The sequence below is a fragment of the Vibrio sp. 05-20-BW147 genome (genome assembly GCF_013369385.1).
GTDB lineage: Bacteria > Pseudomonadota > Gammaproteobacteria > Enterobacterales > Vibrionaceae > Vibrio > Vibrio floridensis.
This window is the reverse complement of the sequence record NZ_SZTO01000019.1, coordinates 22,949-42,509: the sequence shown is the minus strand read 5'-3', so window position 1 is coordinate 42,509 and position 19,561 is coordinate 22,949. Positions and strand designations below refer to the sequence as shown.

Below are 19,561 nucleotides of genomic sequence, written 5' to 3'. Positions count from 1 at the left end.
GGTATGAACACTATCGTGGAAGAGAGACAAGATCACTGGTTAACGGCCATTCTTTGGGCATGCCAACATTTTGGTATTCGTTGTCACGCTCTGAAGGTGGTCAATGGTTTGCCCCTTGAAAATGGCCAATTGAGTGAAGCTTTGTTTCAACGAGCGGCAGAGCAAGCGCAGCTAGAGGTCGGCCTCACCAGCTTGTCACTGCTGGAACAGGCCACTTTGCCTTGCTTAGCCGTGGAAAAGCAAGGCAACCCGCTGCTGATTTTGGGGCGAGAAGGCGAGCATTACCGTTGTTTATCGCCACATCAGGCCAATAGTGACGTGACCTTGAGCTTGGATGAGCTGAAAACGCAAGTGAAAGAGGGGATATGGCAGCTTTCGACACTGGTTGCCGCCGATGGCCGTGTTGAAAGTTTGATTGAAGAAAAGCCCGTTCATTGGTTTCGTCAAGTGCTGATGGAAGTGAGGCCTTGGTATCGTGATCTCTTACTGGCTTCGTTTGTCATTAACCTGCTGGCGATGGTCGTGCCACTGTTTACTATGAATGTCTACGACCGTGTGGTGCCGAATCAAGCCTTCCATACTCTTTGGGTGCTTTCTGTCGGTGTCATCATCGTGGTGGTGTTTGATTGGGTATTACGAGAAGCGCGCAGCTCGGTGACCGATATGGCGGGGCGCTATGTCGAAAACAAACTGTCAGCACAATTGTTCCAAAAAGTATTGGGGATGCGCCTAGAGCAGCGACCTCAGTCGGTGGGGGCATTTGCCCGCCAGTTGCAAGATTTCGATAGCGTAAAAGATTTCCTCACCTCAGTGTCACTGGTTACTTTAGTGGATCTGCCGTTTACGCTGTTCTTCCTCCTGCTGATTGGCTGGTTAGGCGGCGCGATGATGTTGATCCCTCTGGCGGTCATGGCGGCGTTATTGCTGCTCAGTTTTGTGATGAAAGGTCGCCTTGCACAAACCTTTACCGAATCGGCGCGCCTTTCTACGCAACGCCAAGCCCATGTCTACGATAGCCTGTCAGCGTTAACGGATATCAAGCAAAACAATGCAGAAGGGATGACACAAAAACGCTGGGAGCAGACGGTTTCTGCGTTGTCTGAATGGCAAACCCGTTCTCGTTTTTATTCCAACATCGTTTCTCACTCCATTATGTCGAGCCAGCAAGTGGTGACGATCGCCTTGATCATTTTCGGCGTGTATCAGATTGCCGAAGGGCTATTGAGCATGGGAGGCTTGATTGCCATTGTGATGCTCAGCGGGCGCGCAGCGTCTTCGATTAACCAGCTTTCTATGCTGATGCTGCGTTACCAGCAGACGCAAACCGCAATGGAAGGGCTCAACCAAATCATGGCCACGCCTCAAGAATCCACGTCACATCAAGTGATGGACAGAGGCGAGTTCCACGGGAATGTCGCTTTGCGAAACGTCAGCTTCGCTTACCCAGAGATGCAGATCCACGCGTTGGAAGCGATCTCACTGGATATCAAAGCGGGAGAGAAAATTGGTGTTATCGGCAATGCTGGCTCGGGAAAGTCCACCTTAATGGCGTTGCTTGCTCGTCAGTTGCTGCCAACTGCTGGGCAAATGTATTACGAAACCATTGATGCGCAGTTATGGCCGCCCAGTGTTATTCGTGCGGGGATTGGCTGGGTTGGTCAAAACCCTGGGCTGATTTATGGCACCATCTACGAAAACATCACCTTTGGCGACCAAAGCATTGATGAGCAAAGATTACTCAACGCGGTGATGCTCTCTGGCCTCAATGATTACATGCCTCGCTTAGCGAATGGCTTAGAAACTCAGGTGGGTGAGCAGGGGCGTTTTCTCTCAGGGGGACAACGTCAGGCAGTGGCGATCGCTCGCGCGATCTATCGCGATCCTGCGATGTTGCTTTTGGACGAACCCACCAGTGCCTTAGACAAAGCGGCAGAAGAGCGTTTTTTCCACGCTTTACAGCGTTTGCCAGCGGACAAAACCTTGGTCATCAGTTCACATAAGCAGAGTTTTCTTACCCTTTGCGATCGCATTCTGGTGCTCGATAAAGGTAAATTGGTGGCACAAGGCACCCCGCATGAGATCTTCACGCAACAAGGTTCGGCAAGAGTGCGCAGCCGAGTGAAATCAGTGAGTGTGGTCAAAGGAGGGCAATCATGAGCAGTCAGATCATGTGGTCGAATAACCGCATTGCTTACCGTTCTCGTCGTCTCATTTGGCTTTGCGCTGCGTTGGTGTTGGCGATAGGGGTTTGGGCCTCATGGGCGACCCTAGATGAGGTAGTGGTAGGCGATGGCAAAGTGGTGCCAAGCTTGTCGATTCAAACCATACAAAGTTTGGAAGGCGGCATCATTAAGCAAGTGTTGGTGTCGCAAGGGGAACAAGTGGTGAAAGGGCAGCCGTTGATGGTTCTCGATGACACTCGCTTTCGCGCTTCTTACCAAGAGTCGGATCAGCAATTGCAGACCTTGCTCGCGCAGAAAAAGCGTTTGGATCTCGAGCTGCAAAGCATTGTGGTTGACGGGCGAGCCACGGATTGGCAGCAACAAGTGCGTATTGCCAAGCAACCTTACCCAAGTGGGCAAGATGAAGTCACTCGAGCTGAGTTTAATGCGCGAGAAAACTACCATCAACGTTTGGAGCAGCTGGACTCAGAACTGGAAGAATCCGCCCTGCGTATTGAGCAGCAGTCTCAAACCTATCAAGATACGTTAAACAGCATTCGCACCTTGGAAAACAGTATGGCGATTGTGCAGAAAGAGCTCAACATGCTGGAAGATGTCGTGAAAACGGGGGCGGTAGCCGAAGTGGAGCTGCTTAAACTCAAGCGCGACTACGTCAAACTGCAAGGCGATATTTCCAGTGCAAAAGTGCTGGCTCAGAAACAAAAAGCGGCCTACTCCGAGTCGATTGCGGATTATCGCGGTATTGCGCTTGATTTTCGCACCAAAGCGCGGGGTCAGTTGAATGAAGTGGTGGCGGAGCTCGCGCGCTTGCAGGAGAGCCAGTCGGCGATAGCGGACCAGTTGCGCCGCACGGAAATTTTGTCACCGGTGGATGGCACGGTAAAAGATGTCTTGATCCGCTCGATTGGTGGTGTGGTACGCCCAGGTGAACCGATTATGGAGTTGGTGCCGCTCGATAGCCGCTTAATTGTGGAAGCGAGAATTGCGCCACAAGATATTGCGTACGTCAAAGTTGGTTTAGAAGCCACGGTCAAGTTTACCGCTTATGACTTCGTTATCTACGGTGGGCAGAAAGGCAAAGTGGTGTATGTGAGTGCTGACTCACTCAAAACCGAAGAAGGCGACCCGTATTATCGTGCTCACATTGAATTGATGACCAATGACGCATCACAACAGAATTTTAGAATTATCCCCGGTATGCAGGCGATGGTCGACATATTGTCGGGAGAGAAAACCGTATTGAGCTATTGGCTTAAGCCGCTTCTCAGAGCCAAAGAGACGGCGTTAAGAGAGCCATAAACAGAAAAGGAAAGGGAATGCGTTCAAAATTACTCATGGTGTCATGGGCACTGGCGCTGCCACATGCGCATGCAATCTCACTGGAGGAGTCGGTGGCATCGGCCATTGATTACAGCCCAGAAGTGCTTGCCCAGTACTCGCGCTATCAATCGGTCATCCGAGACATGGACGGTGCCGAGGGCTTTTATCTGCCACAAGTGAAGCTCTACGGCGCGATCGGCTACGAGGAAACCTACTACAACAGTGGTCGAAAAATCGATGACGAAGATCGTGGTCTCACGCGCAGTGAGCTTGGGGTGAAAGTGTCGCAGCTGTTGTTTGATGGAATGAAAACCACCGCCAATGTCGACCGTCTCAGCTTTGAAGCGGAATCTGAACGTTTGGCATTACTCTCCGATGCGGAAAACGTTGCCTTGGATGTGGTGAAGGTCTATTTAGAATACCTCAAAGCGCAAACCATGCTGGATCTGGCCGAGCGTAATGTCACCGAACATGAAGAGATCTATCAAGATATTCTGGAAAGAACGGGCAAAGGCTTGAGTAGCCATTCTGATTTGGCGCAGATTTCAGCGCGAGTGGCGACCAGTAAATCATCAATGATTGCTGCGCAGAACAACCTTTATGATTTAGAAACCCAGTTTATTCGTCTGGTCGGCAAACCCGCTCGTGAGTTGGTGGATCCGGTATTTGATCTTGCGCTACTGCCGCCCAGTCGTGAGGTTGCGGTGCAACAAGCGGTAGACAACCATCCGGAAATTCGTGCCGCCATTCAAGATATTGAAGCGGCGCGTAAAGAGATCAAGCGCGAGAAAAGTGGCTATTACCCAGAGATCAAACTGGAGCTGCAAGCCAACAAAAACGAGAACATCGGTGGGGCGGAAGGGCGTGATGAAGATGCGCGCATCATGTTGACCCTCGATTACGATCTGTTTAATGGCGGTTCAACCAATGCGCGGGTGGAGTCTTCGGCATGGCGAGCAGAGCAAGCTCGTGCAATTCGCATTCGCACAGAACGTCAAGTGAGAGAAGGAACGGAATTGGCTTGGCACGCCTACGACATGCTGGCCAAGCAAAAGCAACTGCTGCAACAAAACGTGGATTCCGCCAAAGTGGCTGAGCAGGGCTACATCCAACAATTTTCAGTCGGAAGACGCAGTCTATTGGATGTGCTGGATGCGAAAGTGGAAGTGTTCTTGGCCCGCAGAAACTACGTGGCTGCGCAGTATGACCATACCTTGTCTGCGTATCGATTACTCAATGCGATGGGGCTGCTTACCTATGCGTTACGCGTAGAACATCCACAAGAATGGCAGGCAAAGGAGAAATAATATGAGACGGAATTTATTAGCCTGCGCAGTGTTGCCTATGTTGCTTACGGCTTGTGCGCAAATGCCAGACACCACCATGACTCGTCATCAAATCGATGATCTGCGCGACAGCGATAAAGATGGCGTGATTAACCAGCGTGACATTTGTGCAGACACACCATTGGGCACTGAAGTTGACAGCAAAGGCTGTACTCGCTGGACGATTTATCAAAAAGTGGATATCAAAACCGTTTACTTCAATTTTGACGATGCCCATATTCGTCTCGATCAATCGAGCGAGTTTGATGAGTTGCTGGCAATTTTAAATCAAGGCACAGAAGCAAAAGTCATTCTGGTCGGCGACACCAGCCCTGAAGGCAGCGACGAGTACAACCAAGTGTTGGCGAAAAAGCGCACCTCGGTGTTAAAAGAGGCATTAATCGAAAACGGCATTGCACCAGAGCGTATTTCTGAGCAGGAATTTACCCAAGTGACCGCGTTGACGGAGAAACTCAAAGACCGCAAACGCCGTACCATCGCGGTGATCACCCAGCCAGATATGAAAACCGAAGCGAAATGGACGATTTATACCTCAGAGCAAGAATCGTCCAATCTCAAACGCACTGTTCGTCAATAACGGGTGGCAATCATGAAGGGAGCAAAAATGAAATTAATCAATGTTTGTATTGCCACATTGGCTGGGTTGTCGTTGAGTGCGGGAGTTTGGGCTGAGGAAAGTTCACGTATTTTGGTTGAGCAAGAATTGATGGCGGTTGCTAACGATTTAATCCAATCGGCAGAACTCGATATCACTGCGCGAAAAAGTGCGGATGTGCAAGGCGCCATGATCGACAACCAAGCGCGTCTGGGTATCAGCTCACGTAAATGGCTCGACAGTGAAATCGCCTTGTTTGAACACAAGTATGGTTATCGCCCGACTGAACTGTTTTTCACTTCAGACGTCATTACCATCTTGGTAAATGAGGAGAATCCGATTGGTGGGGTAACCATCGACGAGTTGGAGCTGATCTTCGGTTGCCATGATCAACCAGAGCTAATGCAGTGGAATAAGGTTCTTGGTGAAGAGTATCAAACCATCAAACCTGTGGCGGTGGAAAACGAACTGGCTAAGCATCTGAACTTTGCGAAGCTGGTGGAGTGTGAATCGCCTCAAAGCTCGCTTACCCAGTATTATCCTGAGCGTGAGCAACTTATCGAGGCCATCGCCGATGACAAGAACCTGATGGGATATACCGTTTATGCAGAGCTTGAAAGTGGTGTACGCCGCCTTGATATCATCAACCGCAGTGGCGAACGTTTTGACCTCAACAAAGAAACGATTTTGTCTGGTCGCTATCCATTGTCTAACGTCTATTATCTTTACCTTAATTTGCCACCCAATCGCAATTACCTCACCGATGCGGAGAAGTATTTTGTCGGCTTAACATTAGGGGAAGAGGGGCAGGAAACCATTGCAGAGCACGGTTTTATTAGTTTGCCTGAAGAAGCGATACACCGAAACAAGGTACGTTTAGAACTCGAGGCCCCATTGGTCTACGGAGGCTACAAATAGCACAGAGTAACAAGCCGAGCATGACCTCGGCTTGTTAGTTTTTTTACTGAACATCTTGCATGGTTTGATTCCCCTTGTTGGGTTCAGTCAATCCTGCCTGCACTGGATCAAACTTCAATGTTTGAGTCGGGAAGGCAATATCTGCACCGTTTTTCTGAATAATTTCCATCACTTTGAGTAGCACATCTTGCTTCACCCCATGGTATTCCACCCAGTTCACCGTTTTGGTGAAGGTGTAGACGAAGAAGTTAAGTGACGAAGAACCAAAGCTATTAAAGTTCACGATCAAGGTCTGATTTGCATCGATATCGGGGTGATGTTTCAGCATCTCACGAACTTGCTCAATGATTTGAGGTAGCTTATTGCAATCGTCATAACGCACACCAATGGTTTCGTAAATACGACGATTGAGCATGCGCGAAGGGTTTTCCACCACAATATTGCTAAACACCGAGTTGGGTACATACAGAGGGCGTTTATCAAAAGTGCGAATAATGGTCATTCGCCAACCGATGCGCTCAACGGTTCCCTCAATTTGGCGATCCGGAGAGCGTACCCAATCCCCCACTTTAAACGGGCGGTCAAAGTAGATCATCAAGCCACCAAAGAAGTTTGAAAGAAGGTCTTTGGCCGCTAAACCGACGATCAAACCACCCACACCACCAAAGGTTAACAAACCAGACAAGCTCAGGCCAAACACCTGCATCATGGTCAGCGTGCCGATGGTGAGAATAAATAATCTCGCCACCTTCGCAGCGGCTTGCACTGTGGTTTCATCGTAGCTTTGTGTTGCTAAGAGATACTCTTCTGCGTGATTAACAAAGCGCATGACGATCCAAACCAGCAGCGAAATCACCATGATGAGTTTCGCGGTGCCAAGCCAAGCTAAGCTTTGTCCGGTTTGGCTTTGGACGATAATGCCAAGAGAGATGGTTCCTGGCCAAAGCCAGATAAAAGTGCTGATAGGGGTTCTAAAAGCTTCCAGCAAAAGATCATCCCAGTGGAGATGCGTTTTTTCCGCGAGCACATGTAAGCGTGATACCACCACGCGCCAAACGATCCATGCGATGGCGCTGCATCCGGTAATAAACAGCACACTGCCAAACCAATCCTTGTGATTACTAAAGAGTGCTTGTTGCAGCTCAATTAACCAATCATTCATATCTCAGAACTTATCGTTTGAATTAAAAAGAGAAAGGTAACAGATAATTGGTCAACACCGCAAAAATTGAGCCGATAAAATTCCAATGCGACTCATTGATATGAGCTCCTTACGACACAATAGGATGTGAATGGGATCGAGTTTTGTGCAATATGTACCGTTTCTACCGCATAATTTCACCGGTTCTTTGACTTGTAACTAACACTTTCGTTATTAAGTCATGAGAGTTTTATACTCAGATCGGATTATTGGGGAAAGGTGATGGAATTTACTGAGCAGGATCGTATCGCGCTGTACGATATTTGGATGTCGCAAAAAGCCAAAATGCATATTACGCAGATGGAAATGACGCGCCGTCTCGGGCTTAACCATCACGAGTTTTCTTCCTATCTGCGAGGCGATACCCCACTTACTCTTGGTTTCATCAATCAACTGTGTGAACAGCTCCACGTCCAGCCATTCAAAGTAATCCCTTCCTTATCACGACGTGATCTTTCGACTTCTCAAACGATATTCCTGCAAAACAAAGTTACTGTCGATGGCGTGATTCGCAATGTTTACGTTGAGGGCAATCAAGTGATCATCGAGTACGAACATCCGATTAACTAACCCTGTTTGTTGCAAGACATATTCTTCTATATTTTTTCACATTTAATCATATGGTCGACTTTTTGACTAAGGTCGACTTTATGTCGCTAACATTATGAAATTATTAGCATCTTTTATAGACAAAAATGTGAGCACGCTCTAGAATTTGCCCTTTCTGAAATGGTTGGCTTTGGCGTAAAGCGAACCTTCTTGATTGAGGCATTACATGCAATTTTCGTTAAAAAACTTGTCTGTTAGAACCCAGGTTTTAGTCCCTGTTATTTTGACCGCGTTCGCTTTGCTCGTGGCGCTTTGGGTCACCAAAGACAAACTCGAAGCTGAACAAGATGTTATTACTCATAACACCAACTCACTGGTTTTCTATAAAGATACTTTGGCGAAAATTGATGATTCGGTTTACCCACTGCGAATTAGCGCAGTGTACGCGATTTACGATGCTAATCGTCGTGACAACTTCTTATCGCAGCTTAAGCAAAGTGCCAGAGAAATTAATCAAGATTTGGATGAGATCATTGAACGCGGCGAATTTCGCGCGGAAGCGACAGAAGTGCGCAAATCAATCAATAGCTACATTGATCACTCAATGAATGCGGTGGAGTTTTTTGGTCGTAATGATCAAGGCACGGTCTCAGCGGCAGAATACAACCGTTTTATCGCGGACTACCGTAAAGTGGGCGATGAGATGGTGGCGGCAATAAACACCATGTCACAAATGGTGAATCGAAAAGCCGCTGAAAGTATGGAACAGAGCAATCTTGATAATATTCATGTGAAAAATGTCGCGACAGCGACGGTTCTTGGTGTGTTGGCGCTGTCTTTATTGGTGGCATGGTTCCTCTCGGGCATGATTGTGACACCGGTGATCAAGTTACAAGCGGTGATGCGTGAACTCTCACAAGGTAACCTTTCGGTTCGTGCGGACGTCGATGGCGACAATGAAATTGCGCACCTCAGCAAAGACGTGAATACCACGGCGAGCCAGCTACACAGTATCGTTGAACACTTGATCCGTATCTCCGAAGAAGTGGCGTCGGCATCAACAGAACTTGCCGCTGTTATGACCCAATCCGAAGCGAATGCGCAGCAAGAGTTGGCGGAAATTGAACAAGTTGCTTCAGCAGTGAACGAGCTTGCAAGTACCGCGAATAACGTTAGCGATAACGCGACCTCGGCGGATGCCACCGCTCGCGAGACAGACGGTTTAGCCAAATCGGGTTTGGCGATCTTTAAAGAGAGTGCCGAAGCAAGCCAACAGATGTCATCGGCATTGAACGATGCCGCGCGCGTGGTATTGAGCTTGAAAGAGCAATCGGTGCAGATCAACGATGTGATTGAAGTGATTCGTGGCGTTTCTGAGCAAACCAACTTGCTGGCGCTCAATGCGGCAATTGAAGCTGCCCGTGCTGGTGAATCTGGCCGTGGTTTTGCGGTAGTGGCAGACGAAGTTCGTATGTTGGCCGCTCGTACGCAAGATTCAACTAAAGAAATTCAAGTGATCATTGAGCAGCTTCAACTGCAATCTGGCCTAGCCAATGACAGCATGCAAGAGAGTTTGAATATGCTAGAGCGCAACAATGAACTGACTAAACGAGCGAACGATGCCTTGGTGGGTATTACTGAAGCGGTTGCGAACATCAACGATTCAAACGCACAAGTGGCAACGGCAGCAGAAGAACAATCGCAAGTGACGCAAGACATCAACCGCAACGTTGTCAACATGTCTGAACTGGTCAACCAAAACGTAGCGGGTATCAGCCAAAGCGCCAGCGCGAGTAGCGAGTTGTCGCAGTTGGCGGAAAAACAAAAGGCTCAATTGAGTTTCTTCCGCTTGTAAAATGTAAAACACCTCTCGAACACTACCTTCAATTTGCCTTCGTCTTTAATGGAAGTCGAAGGCAAATTTCTCATCCCACACCTTCTCTTCTTCCTTCAAACTTGGTGTTGTAGCAGCGGATACTGTAAGCCAGTTAAAGTAAGTGTTGCCACTGCGGATGGCGATCCAAGTAGTGTTTCACATAGCTACAAACGGGAATCACTTTGTAACCGCTTGCCGCGATCTCGGGTAATAGCGCTTCCATCATCACTTTGCCATAGCCAGCGCCTCTTAACGCTTCTGGAATGTGTGTTGAGGTGATCGCCATGCTGTTCTCTTCCAATTGATAATGGACGGTAGCGTAGTGTTCGCCGTGTAAATGAACGCGATAGAGGTTATTTTCTGCATCATGGGTGATAGGGTTCACAATTCTTCTCCTCAATTTATAGGTTTATCATTGAATCAAAAACAGTCTCTAAATAAAATCGGGCAACAGAGTACATAGGCTATGTTTATGTAATAGGCTCGAATGAGTTTAGATAGCTATTCAATAGAATGAAAACAGCGGCCGCACCAGTGAGGCTGACTAGGATAGGTACGATGAATACACCGATGGCTAGAATCCAAAAGCGCCCACTAAGTTCGCCTGATAATGCTTCACAGCGTTGCACAACGTCGTTGAATAGCACCGATGCACTGGCGATGATTGAGCATGGTAGCGAAATCACACTCAATGTCGCAACGCCAGTGGGAACCAAGTTTTTGACGACCAGTCTATTCGTTGGCACTCACTCTGGTCACTCAATACTGGTTGAAATTCCCCAAATATCGGATGACGATCTCAAGTTCTATTTTCAAGAAGGCTTTTGGGTTAACGTCAAGGCACTCTCGCACCGTGGCGAAGGGGCCATCATACAGTTTCGCTGTCAGTTAACGCATCGTTTGAGTGATCCATTTCCGCTGCTGGTGTTAAGTGTGCCAAGCACTATGCTGGTATCGCAGTTGCGCAAAGAAACTCGTTATGAAGTGAACTTACCCGCCAAAGCTTATGTGAATGAAGCCAAAGTGGAATGTGAAATTCGAGATTTATCACGAGGCGGGTGCCGTTTCGTAACCGCCCCAATGAGCCGTATTTTTATGGTGGGAGAAGAAGTGTCGCTCGAAATTTTTCTCAACAAAGTCGGTGGCCCAACACTCGCACCACTGAAAGGGAAGGTATGTAACTTACAACGTTCGACACACTACGCTCGATACGGTGTTGAGTTTGATGATCTTGGCAAGCACAACGCCAAGAATCTGCTTGGTCATTTGAAGTTTGACGGAACAAAGCTAAAACTACGCAGCTCTTAGCTTGCTTGAAATGAGCCGTGAGTGTTCGCCATGGCTCTATTGTCCCAACTGCCCATTCTCCTTATCTATTTTGCCTGCTGTTCAGAATACAGAGCTCGCTTGGCCTTTCTGGTCATTGAGTTTAGTGTCGAGATTAATTTGAGTAATTACTTAAATTGATAGCCATTCTCATTTGTATTTGTGATCATTATCACTAATTTGTGGTAAATGATAATTGATGTTATTTGCATTTGAGGGCAAACTAGCGTCCTTTCATTTACTTTATAAATGTAACTTCCAAAACTATGAAATTTATTCATCTTTTTTTGATGCTGGCATGGCTCCCGGCAGGGTTGAGTTTTGCTCAAAATTCCTCTGTGACGGATAAGGATGCTAAAGACAAGTATGAATGGCTGCGAGATGACTCACGCAGTTCACCGAGAGTGCGTGCTTACTTAGAAGAGCAGAATCAGCTTGCAGCACAAAGACTGCTTGAAAGTGAGAGTTTGGCACACATGCTGGAGAAGCAGTGGCAAGCGATGCAGCCTGAGAAAGGTGAAGAACCATGGGGTTATCGTGAAGGAGAGGAATGGAAACTAACCAACCAAGGCGGCAGTTTGCAATTGATGCGCCGCGACCCAATCACTCAACAAGCAGAGGTGGTGTTCTCGTTTGCCGAGCGACAAAATAACACGCCTTACTATCAAGTGGGTGAGTGGGCCATCTCGGCAAAACGCACACACTTGTTGTTTACCGAAGATCGTCAAGGTAGTGAGCGATATCGGGCGGTGTTGGTCGATTTAAAGCAAGGCCATATCGTTGAAATTGCACAAGACTTGGACACGTCAGTACTGCTCTCTCGCGATGGTTTGACCGCTTATGTGATTGAGAAAGATCAGGCTCAGCGTCCATCGAACATCATGGCGATTGAGCTAGAAACGGGTCGTCAGCACAGCTTGTGGCAGGAAACGCGAGCAGATTGGTTGATGTCGTTTTATGCCGCCAGCGATGCAAATTACGCGCTATTGCAAAGCAACAATGAAAACAGCAGTGAACAAAAAATCCTCAACTTGCGCACTGGAGAAGTCTCCGCTGTTCTGCGTAAAGCTGAGCAAGGAATGGAATATTATGTGGATATCAGCCAGCAAACGCTTTTTGTTCAGAGCAACCATGCTGGTGATTTTCAGCTTTATCAGGCACCGTTGCAGGCACCGACTGATTGGCAACGCTTTAGTGATCACATCACAACGCTGAATCAGTTTTATCTGTTTTCGGCAGGCGTTGTGGTGAGCGCGAGTCAGGGGCAAGATTCATTACTTTCGGTATTAAACTACCGCGGTGAACTACGCAAGCAAATCCCTCTGAATCATGCTGGTGAAGCGGCTTGGATTTCGAGAAATGGCGATTTCGCCAGTAACAAAGTGCGCATTCGTAGCATGTCGATGACCACGCCACCGACATGGCGAGAGCTAGACGTGAGCTCGCTGAGCATCAAAGAGATTGCCCAAGATCGCTACGCCAATTACCAAGCCAATTTGTACCATACTGAGCAGATTTTGGTTCAATCTTCTGGTGTAGAGGTTCCAGTCACGCTGGCGTACCGTCGTGACAAGCTCACGGCAACTTCCCCAGTGATTCTTTATGGTTACGGTGCTTACGGCTTTACCATGAAACCTTATTTTATGCCGCAGACCATCAGCTTACTTGATCAAGGCGCCATCTACGCAGTGGCGCACGTTCGAGGGGGCGGCTACTTTGGCGCGTCATGGCATGATGCTGGGAAAGGGATCAACAAAAGCAACGCCATCGCTGATTTTGTCGCCGCCGCACAAACACTTCGCCATGTTAGCTTGAATGGGGAGGGAGCAGAGCCGGTGCAGCGCGACATTTACCTAATGGGATCCAGTGCTGGCGGCACATTAGTGGCGGCAGCGATCAACCAAAAGCCAGAACTGTTTTCAGGGGCCGTGCTCAAAGTGCCCTTTGTCGATGTGCTCAACAGCATGTCGGACAGCCGATTACCGCTGACTGAGCAGCAATATGGAGAATGGGGTAATCCCGAGCAGCCTACTCAACGAAAAGCGATGCAAGAGTATGACCCCTATCTCAACCTTCAATCGGCCACTTATCCGCCCATGCTGGTGCAAATTGGTTGGCACGATCAGCGTGTGCCTTATTGGGAAGGGGCGAAGTATCTGACAAAACTGGCGGCGCTTAGCACGGGAACTGGGCCTTATTTGTTGCAAACGGATTTTGATTCAGGCCACGCCATGGACAGGCGTAAAGGATTGGCACAACAAGCCAAAGAGTATGCTTTTTTACTTTCACTGATCGAAACATCGAATAAATCGGAGCAATAAATGAAACTAACGCCTGTCTCAGCGGCGGTACTGTCGGTACTCGCTGCCAACTTCGTGCACGCCGAAAATGGCCACGCCGTGATGGAAGAGGTCGTCGTGACGGCTAATCAAATCGAGCAACCGCTCTCAGAAGTGGCGGGCTCTGTGTCGGTGATCAGTGGTAAAGAACTAGAGAAAAAAGGCCAAACAGAGCTGTATGATGCCCTGCGTAATGAGCCCGGCGTCAGTGTCACGGGAGGTGCGGGTCGGCCACAAAACATCGCCATTCGTGGTATGACGGGCAACCGAATTATGATCGTTCGCGATGGCGTGCAAAGCGCCGATGGTTTTGGTGCCAATGACATCAATGACAAAGTGGGGCGTAATTCCTTTGACTTGGTCAACGTCAAAAGCATTGAAGTAGTGAAAGGAGCCAGTTCATCCATTCACGGCTCAGGCGCGCTGGGTGGCACCGTCGTGATTGAATCGATGCAGCCGGGTGACTACTTAAAAAACGACGATTTCTATGCTGATGTGGCCACCACGTACTCTGGCATCAGTGATAAAACCCAACTGATGAGCAATTTGGCCTTTCGCTCAGGCAACACCGACTCGTTGCTGACGGTCGCGTATTGGCAAGGAAAGGAAACGCGCAACTTCAATCAAGATAACTACCAACGTGAGTTAGAAGGGGCGAGCGCCAGCTACCAGCTCAACCATTTTGTTGGTGATGCGCTGATGTTAAGTGTTGCCGCAGATGCTTATCGTGAAGGGCAAATTCGTCGCGAAGGGAGCCCAGGTATACATGCGGATGGCAAATGGGATCAAAACCAGTATTACGAAGACTCGCACGTCACGGATCTAGGTGTTTCGGCTGGGCTGGAATATCAGCCTCTGGACGCATATTGGTTCGATGAAGCCAAAGCCAAGTTGTATTGGCGAGACATGGCGGATGTTGAAGACATCAACCGTCTCTACGGCAGGCTGGATCAAAATGGCATTACGGAGCAAAAGCGCAGTTTAGAAAACAACGAATTTCTCGACCAGCTTGTGGGCTTTCGTGCTGACATGACCAAAGCGTTTGCCACCGACCAAACCGAGCACCAGCTTGCTTATGGCTTGAAAGTAAACAGCAATCGCTATTCGAGAACGTCTGAGCGTCAATCCTTGGTTTCGGGCGGTTCAAGTGCGTTCAGCAAGCAACCGTTCACACCAGCCAAAGCGCTTAGTGTGGGCATCTATGGCTTGGAAATGATGCAGTATGGCCGCTGGACAACCACGTTGGGACTGCGGTTTGATGCTCATCGCCTTGCTCCCGATGGCGATGGGCACAGCAATGGTTTCGCCATGAAGAATATCGACAGCCAAGAGTGGTCTCCGAGCTTCTCCATCGCAAGAAAAGTGGCTGACGCTCATCAGATCTATTTTTCTTACAACCATGGTTACCGAGCGCCAACGTATGACAAAGCATACGGCTATGTGTCTCATGAAGACATTCCATTCACTCCGTTTATCATCATTCCTAATATGGATCTCAAAGCCGAAACCAGTGATTCGTTCGAGGTAGGGCATAAGTTTGATAACGGTACCTCACGCCTTTATGTGGCCCTGTTTTACCAACAATTTGATGATTTCATTGATGTCAAAGAAGTGGGCATGGTTGGCCCTGTGACGCTGAAGCAATACCAAAACCTTAACGGCGTTGAAACCTATGGTGCAGAGTTATCTGCTGCCCATCAGATCAACGAGCAATGGTTGCTGGCGACGAAAGCCGGTTATGTCGATGGCAAAAATGACCAAGGCGAATACATTCGAACCCTGACACCAGTAGAAGGCAACGTTGAGCTGAGTTACGTCAAGCAAAACTGGTCTGCATCTTTGTTGTGGAACTGGGCTGCGAGTATGGACCGTGTACCGGTGTGTGTGAATGAGTTCAATCAAGAAGTGTCGTGCGCCAAAACGGACTCGTGGCACAGCTTCGACCTGTTTGCTTCCTATCAATGGAATAAGGATCTGACGTTGAGCGCGTCCATCGTCAACCTGTTCGACAATGAATACATTCGCTATCAAGACGTGGCGGGCATTTCACAAGCCCACACCACTTATTCCACTGAGCCAGGGCGCTACTTCACGGCCAACGTGAAATACCAGTTCTAAGCGCAAGGAGTCGAAAATGAAGACCAAACTCACCTTACTTGCCCTGCTACTGGCGATGAATCCGCTGGCTAACGCAGCGCAGTGGGACTATCCCGAACAGCGAGTGACCTTGAATAGCGCCGAGCAAGTGCAGCAGTTTGTTCAGCAGCATTATGCTGATCAGGGCGAATTTAAACTCAGGTATCAAACCACCTCACTGTTGGGCCATCACTATAACTTTGATGTTTGGCAACATGAGCAGTACCAACAGCAAAAGAGCCTTGTGGTGACAACGGATCAGCAGCACCGAGTGGCGCGCGTGTTTCGTAGTTTAGAAAACACGGTGTTGCTCAATGGCGAACCAACCACGGCGGTGGAGTTGGAACACCCTCGAAGATTAGAGGCGGATTTTCCCCCCGCCCTGGAACAAGGTGAACTCGAAACGGCTGAAATACAGGTATTCGACCCCGATCTTCGCACGCAACAACAACTTCCGGCCCCAAGCAGTGGCTGGAACAGCATGGATGACTACCCTGGCGCGATGGAATATCAACGCCGAAACGTCAGCTTGCTAAAAACCGATCAGGGTTATTTTTTACGCAACCGAAATGTGGTTGAAGTGGATGCGAAAGCGCTGATTTCAGTGGAGGCACAAGATGGTGTGCCAGTCAGAGACGAAAGCGGTTTTGCGGCGCCGTCTGGGATTAGCCATTTTGCAGCATTGGCGGATCTGCAAGCGCTGCAGAGCAATGATCCGCGTTTTTTGGCAGTGATGGCGTTTTACCATCTTGATCATTCGCTCGAATACACCAAAACATTGGGCTATGCGCTGTTTAATGAACCATTAAAGTTTGATGGGCGTGGACTGTCCGCCAACAACTCCACCTATTATAAAGGCCCTCAGGCGGCGATGTTTGGCTTGGGCGGCGTTTCACCAGATGCGATGGATGCCGATGTTATCTTGCATGAGTTTGGCCACGGTATTCACTATCAAATTGTGCCCGATTGGGCATATGGCCATAGCGGCGCGATCGGCGAAGGGTTCGGTGATTATTGGGCTGGCAGTCACAGTTATCGTCAGCAATATCTCGATGCCGCAAGGCGTGGCCAAGAGTTTGAACTGGATACAGTATTCAATTGGGATGGCGTGTTTGGCAATCGTCTCTCAACTCGAAGCTTGTGGAACCAACGTGCGCGCTATTTTGAACATGGCCACTATCGAGCGCACGAAAGTGTTGGGGGTGAGTTGGGTGATGAATTGTGGTCAACGCCGCTGTTCCAAGCCCTGAAGGAGTCGGTCACCTTGCTCGGTGAAGGGGATGAGCGTGTGTTTCGCGAGTTCGATACGATCGTTTTGCAAGGTATGTATGGCGTCGGGCGCGGTGTAAAGATGCACGATTTGGCGGAAAGCACCGTGCTGGCCGCTGCCACTCTTTATCCTGAAAAACCGTATGCTGAGATTTTGCAGCGCCATTTTAAACGACATGGCTTGTTAAAAGCGCCGTTTATCAGCCGTCTTGAAAGTAAATACATCACGGATGCGAAACCGCTCTCCATTGAGCTGGTGGCCAATGGTCGAGCTGCAGACGTTGAAGCAAGACTTTCTCTTCAGCAACAGATCTTGGTGGAAAAGCAGAGCCTGCTAACTCATTCATTTACCCTAAGCGCGGAGTTACCAGAAGGATTGGTATGTGGCCAGCCGTTTATCGCGCAAGTGGAGGCCGATTATCGTCATCAGCCTTGGCTGGCAAAGCAGCAGTGGCAAGAGTTGATCACCTTGGTGCGAGGTGTTCCTCAGTTACTCAACCGTGCGCAGCAGATGGACGTACGACTGAATGATGCCAGCACTGACGCGCAGGGCCGTTTTAACGTCGGGCAACAGATCTTCTCGCAGACATTTCTTGATCGCGACGTCACTATTGGCGAACAGTTCGCCATTTATCTCGATATTGACCACGCATCAATGGCGGATCTGTCCATCACTTTGACGTCACCAAAAGGTGACAAGCTGGTGCTTTGGAATCACCAAATCAGTCAGGGCAACGGCTTCAAAGGTTATTTCACGGTGGCTCACGACGCGCAATTAGTGCCCTTACTCGGTCAGCAAGCCTGGGGACGCTGGCGTCTAGAGATCATGGATTCCATCGAAGGCAATCAAGGTCGGTTAAACGCGTGGGGCATCAGCCAGTTTGAGCAATACCAATGCGTTGTAAAGCCCGAACAGAATACTAACTCAGTGACAGCCTCAAAAAGAGAGGGTGGTCTTCTTTCCCCTTTCACTATCTGGTTCCTATTCACCCTTTTTATGGCGCGAGTGCACTGCTCTCGTCAAAATTTAAGCTAAGCAGAAGAAAACAACATGAAACGACACTATTCCCTTATTGCCTCCGCGCTGCTCTTGGCAGGTTGTGGTGGTTCATCATCTGGTGGCGGTGCCAGCACCACGGCGCCCACTTATTCATTATCCGGTCAAGTTGCGCTGGCGGAAGCGAACAGCACGAACACCAAAGTATGTGTGGACTACAACCAGAACTCGCGCTGCGATCAAACGGAAAGCGCCATCGTGTTGGATGGCAATGGTCAGTTTCGTTTTCAGTCGACCAGCAAAACCTTCTATAGTCGTCCGGTATTAGCTGAAGTCGCGTTGGCGGGCAATCAAACCCTCTTTCTTTCTACGCCGGGTCAGAGCAAAGAAAAAGGCCTGGTGATCAATGAAGTCACGTCATTGATTTCTGCCATGGTCAATGAAGGCGCTACCGTGACGGTTGCCAAAGAGAAATTACAACAACAGTTAGCGGATGCGGGCGTTGCGGTGGGAGACGATCTTCTGACGACAAGCCAACCGAATGGCCTTGAGGTGTTGAACGAGAACGTGCGCCGAGTGCTGGGTAAAGTAAACAGCCATGAGCAATCGCGTATTTTGGCGCAAATTGCCCACCAGTTGCAGTTTACTGGACAACATTTCGCGACGGATGCGTTAAGCGAGCAAACCATTGAGCAGTGGCTCGAAGCGATCAGAAACCAGCCAATACAACGCCAAGTGATCAACGATACCGGGGTTGTTAAGCACTTCTCTGGCAACAGTGTGAGCTTAGAAAACGCGCCAAGTGAGCATTATCCTGGCCAAGATGCTTCATTTGGTTTTGATCGACTCGATAGGCAGGAAAGCACACAAAATGGTTTCAAACTGGTCAAGCTCGATGGCAATGGTAACCCATTAGCAGATGACGCTGAGCAGTGGTCTTGTGTTCAAGATCTGCGTACAGGCTTGATCTGGGAAAACAAGAGTGCCGATGAGCAGTCGCTTCAATATCGCGATCGTATTTTTACCCTCAAGTTACCTCGTTTTGAACCGTACGCGGAAGATCTTGCAGCGTCTGGCTGCCACGATGCGGGCGACAACATTTGTACCACGCAAGATTACGCGGCGCAACTGAGTCAGCAAACCTTGTGTGGGCAAACCAACTGGCGTTTACCGACGGTGCAAGAATTCTACAATCTCATCGATTTCGGCGAGCAGTCCCAAACGGAAACCGGCCAACAAAAAGGATTGAATCAGCGTTACTTCCCGCAGCAATCATTGGGGCATACCGATCTGGATCCGTATGGCTACGTATGGACATCAACGGTGAAATTTACGCAATACAACGCGTTTGCGACCGAAGGCAGCATCCAATCGGCGGCGGTGCGACTGTTGGGTGAAGACCGAGGCCAAATCGAATACTTTGAAATTTATTCCGACACGGTGGCAGCCGATTCCGGCAGCTCTTTCCAACTACCTGTCCGCATGGTTGCAGCAAAAGGGAACTAA

Annotated in this window: 14 protein-coding genes; 12 read left to right on the top strand and 2 right to left on the bottom strand. The window is 49.0% G+C overall.

Translation table 11 applies throughout. The features are described 5' to 3' along the window. The first annotated feature begins 3 nt into the window (after positions 1–3). The 5 genes from FC652_RS16500 to FC652_RS16480 are packed head-to-tail and all read left to right on the top strand — an operon-like array spanning position 4 to position 6,362. Complete coding sequence (locus FC652_RS16500; protein WP_176299461.1) at positions 4–2,157, top strand: type I secretion system permease/ATPase; 2,154 nt, start codon at positions 4–6, stop codon at positions 2,155–2,157. After that, the gene (locus FC652_RS16495) at positions 2,154–3,482 is read left to right on the top strand and encodes an HlyD family type I secretion periplasmic adaptor subunit (protein WP_176299460.1); all 1,329 of its coding nucleotides are present in this window, start codon (positions 2,154–2,156) and stop codon (positions 3,480–3,482) included. The genes FC652_RS16500 and FC652_RS16495 overlap by 4 nt, the downstream gene beginning before the upstream one ends. 17 nt (positions 3,483–3,499) lie before the next feature. Further along, positions 3,500–4,810: a TolC family outer membrane protein gene (locus tag FC652_RS16490; RefSeq protein ID WP_011151735.1), complete on the top strand. Its 1,311-nt coding sequence runs from the start codon at positions 3,500–3,502 to the stop codon at positions 4,808–4,810. Between the two features lies 1 nt (position 4,811). Next, complete coding sequence (locus FC652_RS16485) at positions 4,812–5,426, top strand: OmpA family protein (protein ID WP_176299459.1); 615 nt, start codon at positions 4,812–4,814, stop codon at positions 5,424–5,426. 27 nt (positions 5,427–5,453) lie between these two features. Then, the gene (locus FC652_RS16480; RefSeq protein WP_176299458.1) at positions 5,454–6,362 is read left to right on the top strand and encodes a PstS family phosphate ABC transporter substrate-binding protein; all 909 of its coding nucleotides are present in this window, start codon (positions 5,454–5,456) and stop codon (positions 6,360–6,362) included. Between the two features lie 43 nt (positions 6,363–6,405). Here the strand turns inward: FC652_RS16480 and FC652_RS16475 are convergent, their stop codons facing one another. After that, positions 6,406–7,524, bottom strand: coding sequence for a mechanosensitive ion channel family protein (locus FC652_RS16475; RefSeq protein ID WP_176299457.1), 1,119 nt, complete (start codon positions 7,522–7,524; stop codon positions 6,406–6,408). 261 nt (positions 7,525–7,785) lie between these two features. Here FC652_RS16475 and FC652_RS16470 point away from each other — a divergent pair, with 261 nt between their 5' ends. Both FC652_RS16470 and FC652_RS16465 read left to right on the top strand, forming a co-directional pair. Continuing rightward, a complete protein-coding gene (locus FC652_RS16470) occupies positions 7,786–8,133 on the top strand; it encodes an XRE family transcriptional regulator (protein ID WP_176299456.1) in 348 nt (115 codons plus the stop codon). 205 nt (positions 8,134–8,338) lie between these two features. Next, entirely contained in the window at positions 8,339–9,967 is a 1,629-nt protein-coding gene (locus FC652_RS16465; protein WP_176299455.1) for a methyl-accepting chemotaxis protein, read from the top strand. 133 nt (positions 9,968–10,100) lie between these two features. Here FC652_RS16465 and FC652_RS16460 read toward each other — a convergent pair whose 3' ends face one another. Continuing rightward, complete coding sequence (locus FC652_RS16460) at positions 10,101–10,376, bottom strand: GNAT family N-acetyltransferase (RefSeq protein WP_176299475.1); 276 nt, start codon at positions 10,374–10,376, stop codon at positions 10,101–10,103. Between the two features lie 170 nt (positions 10,377–10,546). Here FC652_RS16460 and FC652_RS16455 point away from each other — a divergent pair, with 170 nt between their 5' ends. The 5 genes from FC652_RS16455 (at position 10,547) to FC652_RS20590 (ending at position 19,561) form a co-directional block, all read left to right on the top strand. Continuing rightward, on the top strand, positions 10,547–11,296 hold the full coding sequence (locus FC652_RS16455) for a flagellar brake protein (protein ID WP_176299454.1): 750 nt from the start codon (positions 10,547–10,549) through the stop codon (positions 11,294–11,296). A 284-nt stretch (positions 11,297–11,580) separates the two neighbouring features. Further along, entirely contained in the window at positions 11,581–13,635 is a 2,055-nt protein-coding gene (locus FC652_RS16450) for a prolyl oligopeptidase family serine peptidase (protein WP_176299453.1), read from the top strand. Further along, positions 13,636–15,771: a TonB-dependent hemoglobin/transferrin/lactoferrin family receptor gene (locus FC652_RS16445; protein WP_176299452.1), complete on the top strand. Its 2,136-nt coding sequence runs from the start codon at positions 13,636–13,638 to the stop codon at positions 15,769–15,771. A 16-nt stretch (positions 15,772–15,787) separates the two neighbouring features. Next, entirely contained in the window at positions 15,788–18,094 is a 2,307-nt protein-coding gene (locus FC652_RS16440) for a proprotein convertase P-domain-containing protein (RefSeq protein ID WP_176299451.1), read from the top strand. Between the two features lie 15 nt (positions 18,095–18,109). Continuing rightward, positions 18,110–19,561, top strand: a complete 1,452-nt coding sequence (locus tag FC652_RS20590) for a DUF1566 domain-containing protein (RefSeq protein WP_237287466.1) — start codon at positions 18,110–18,112, stop codon at positions 19,559–19,561.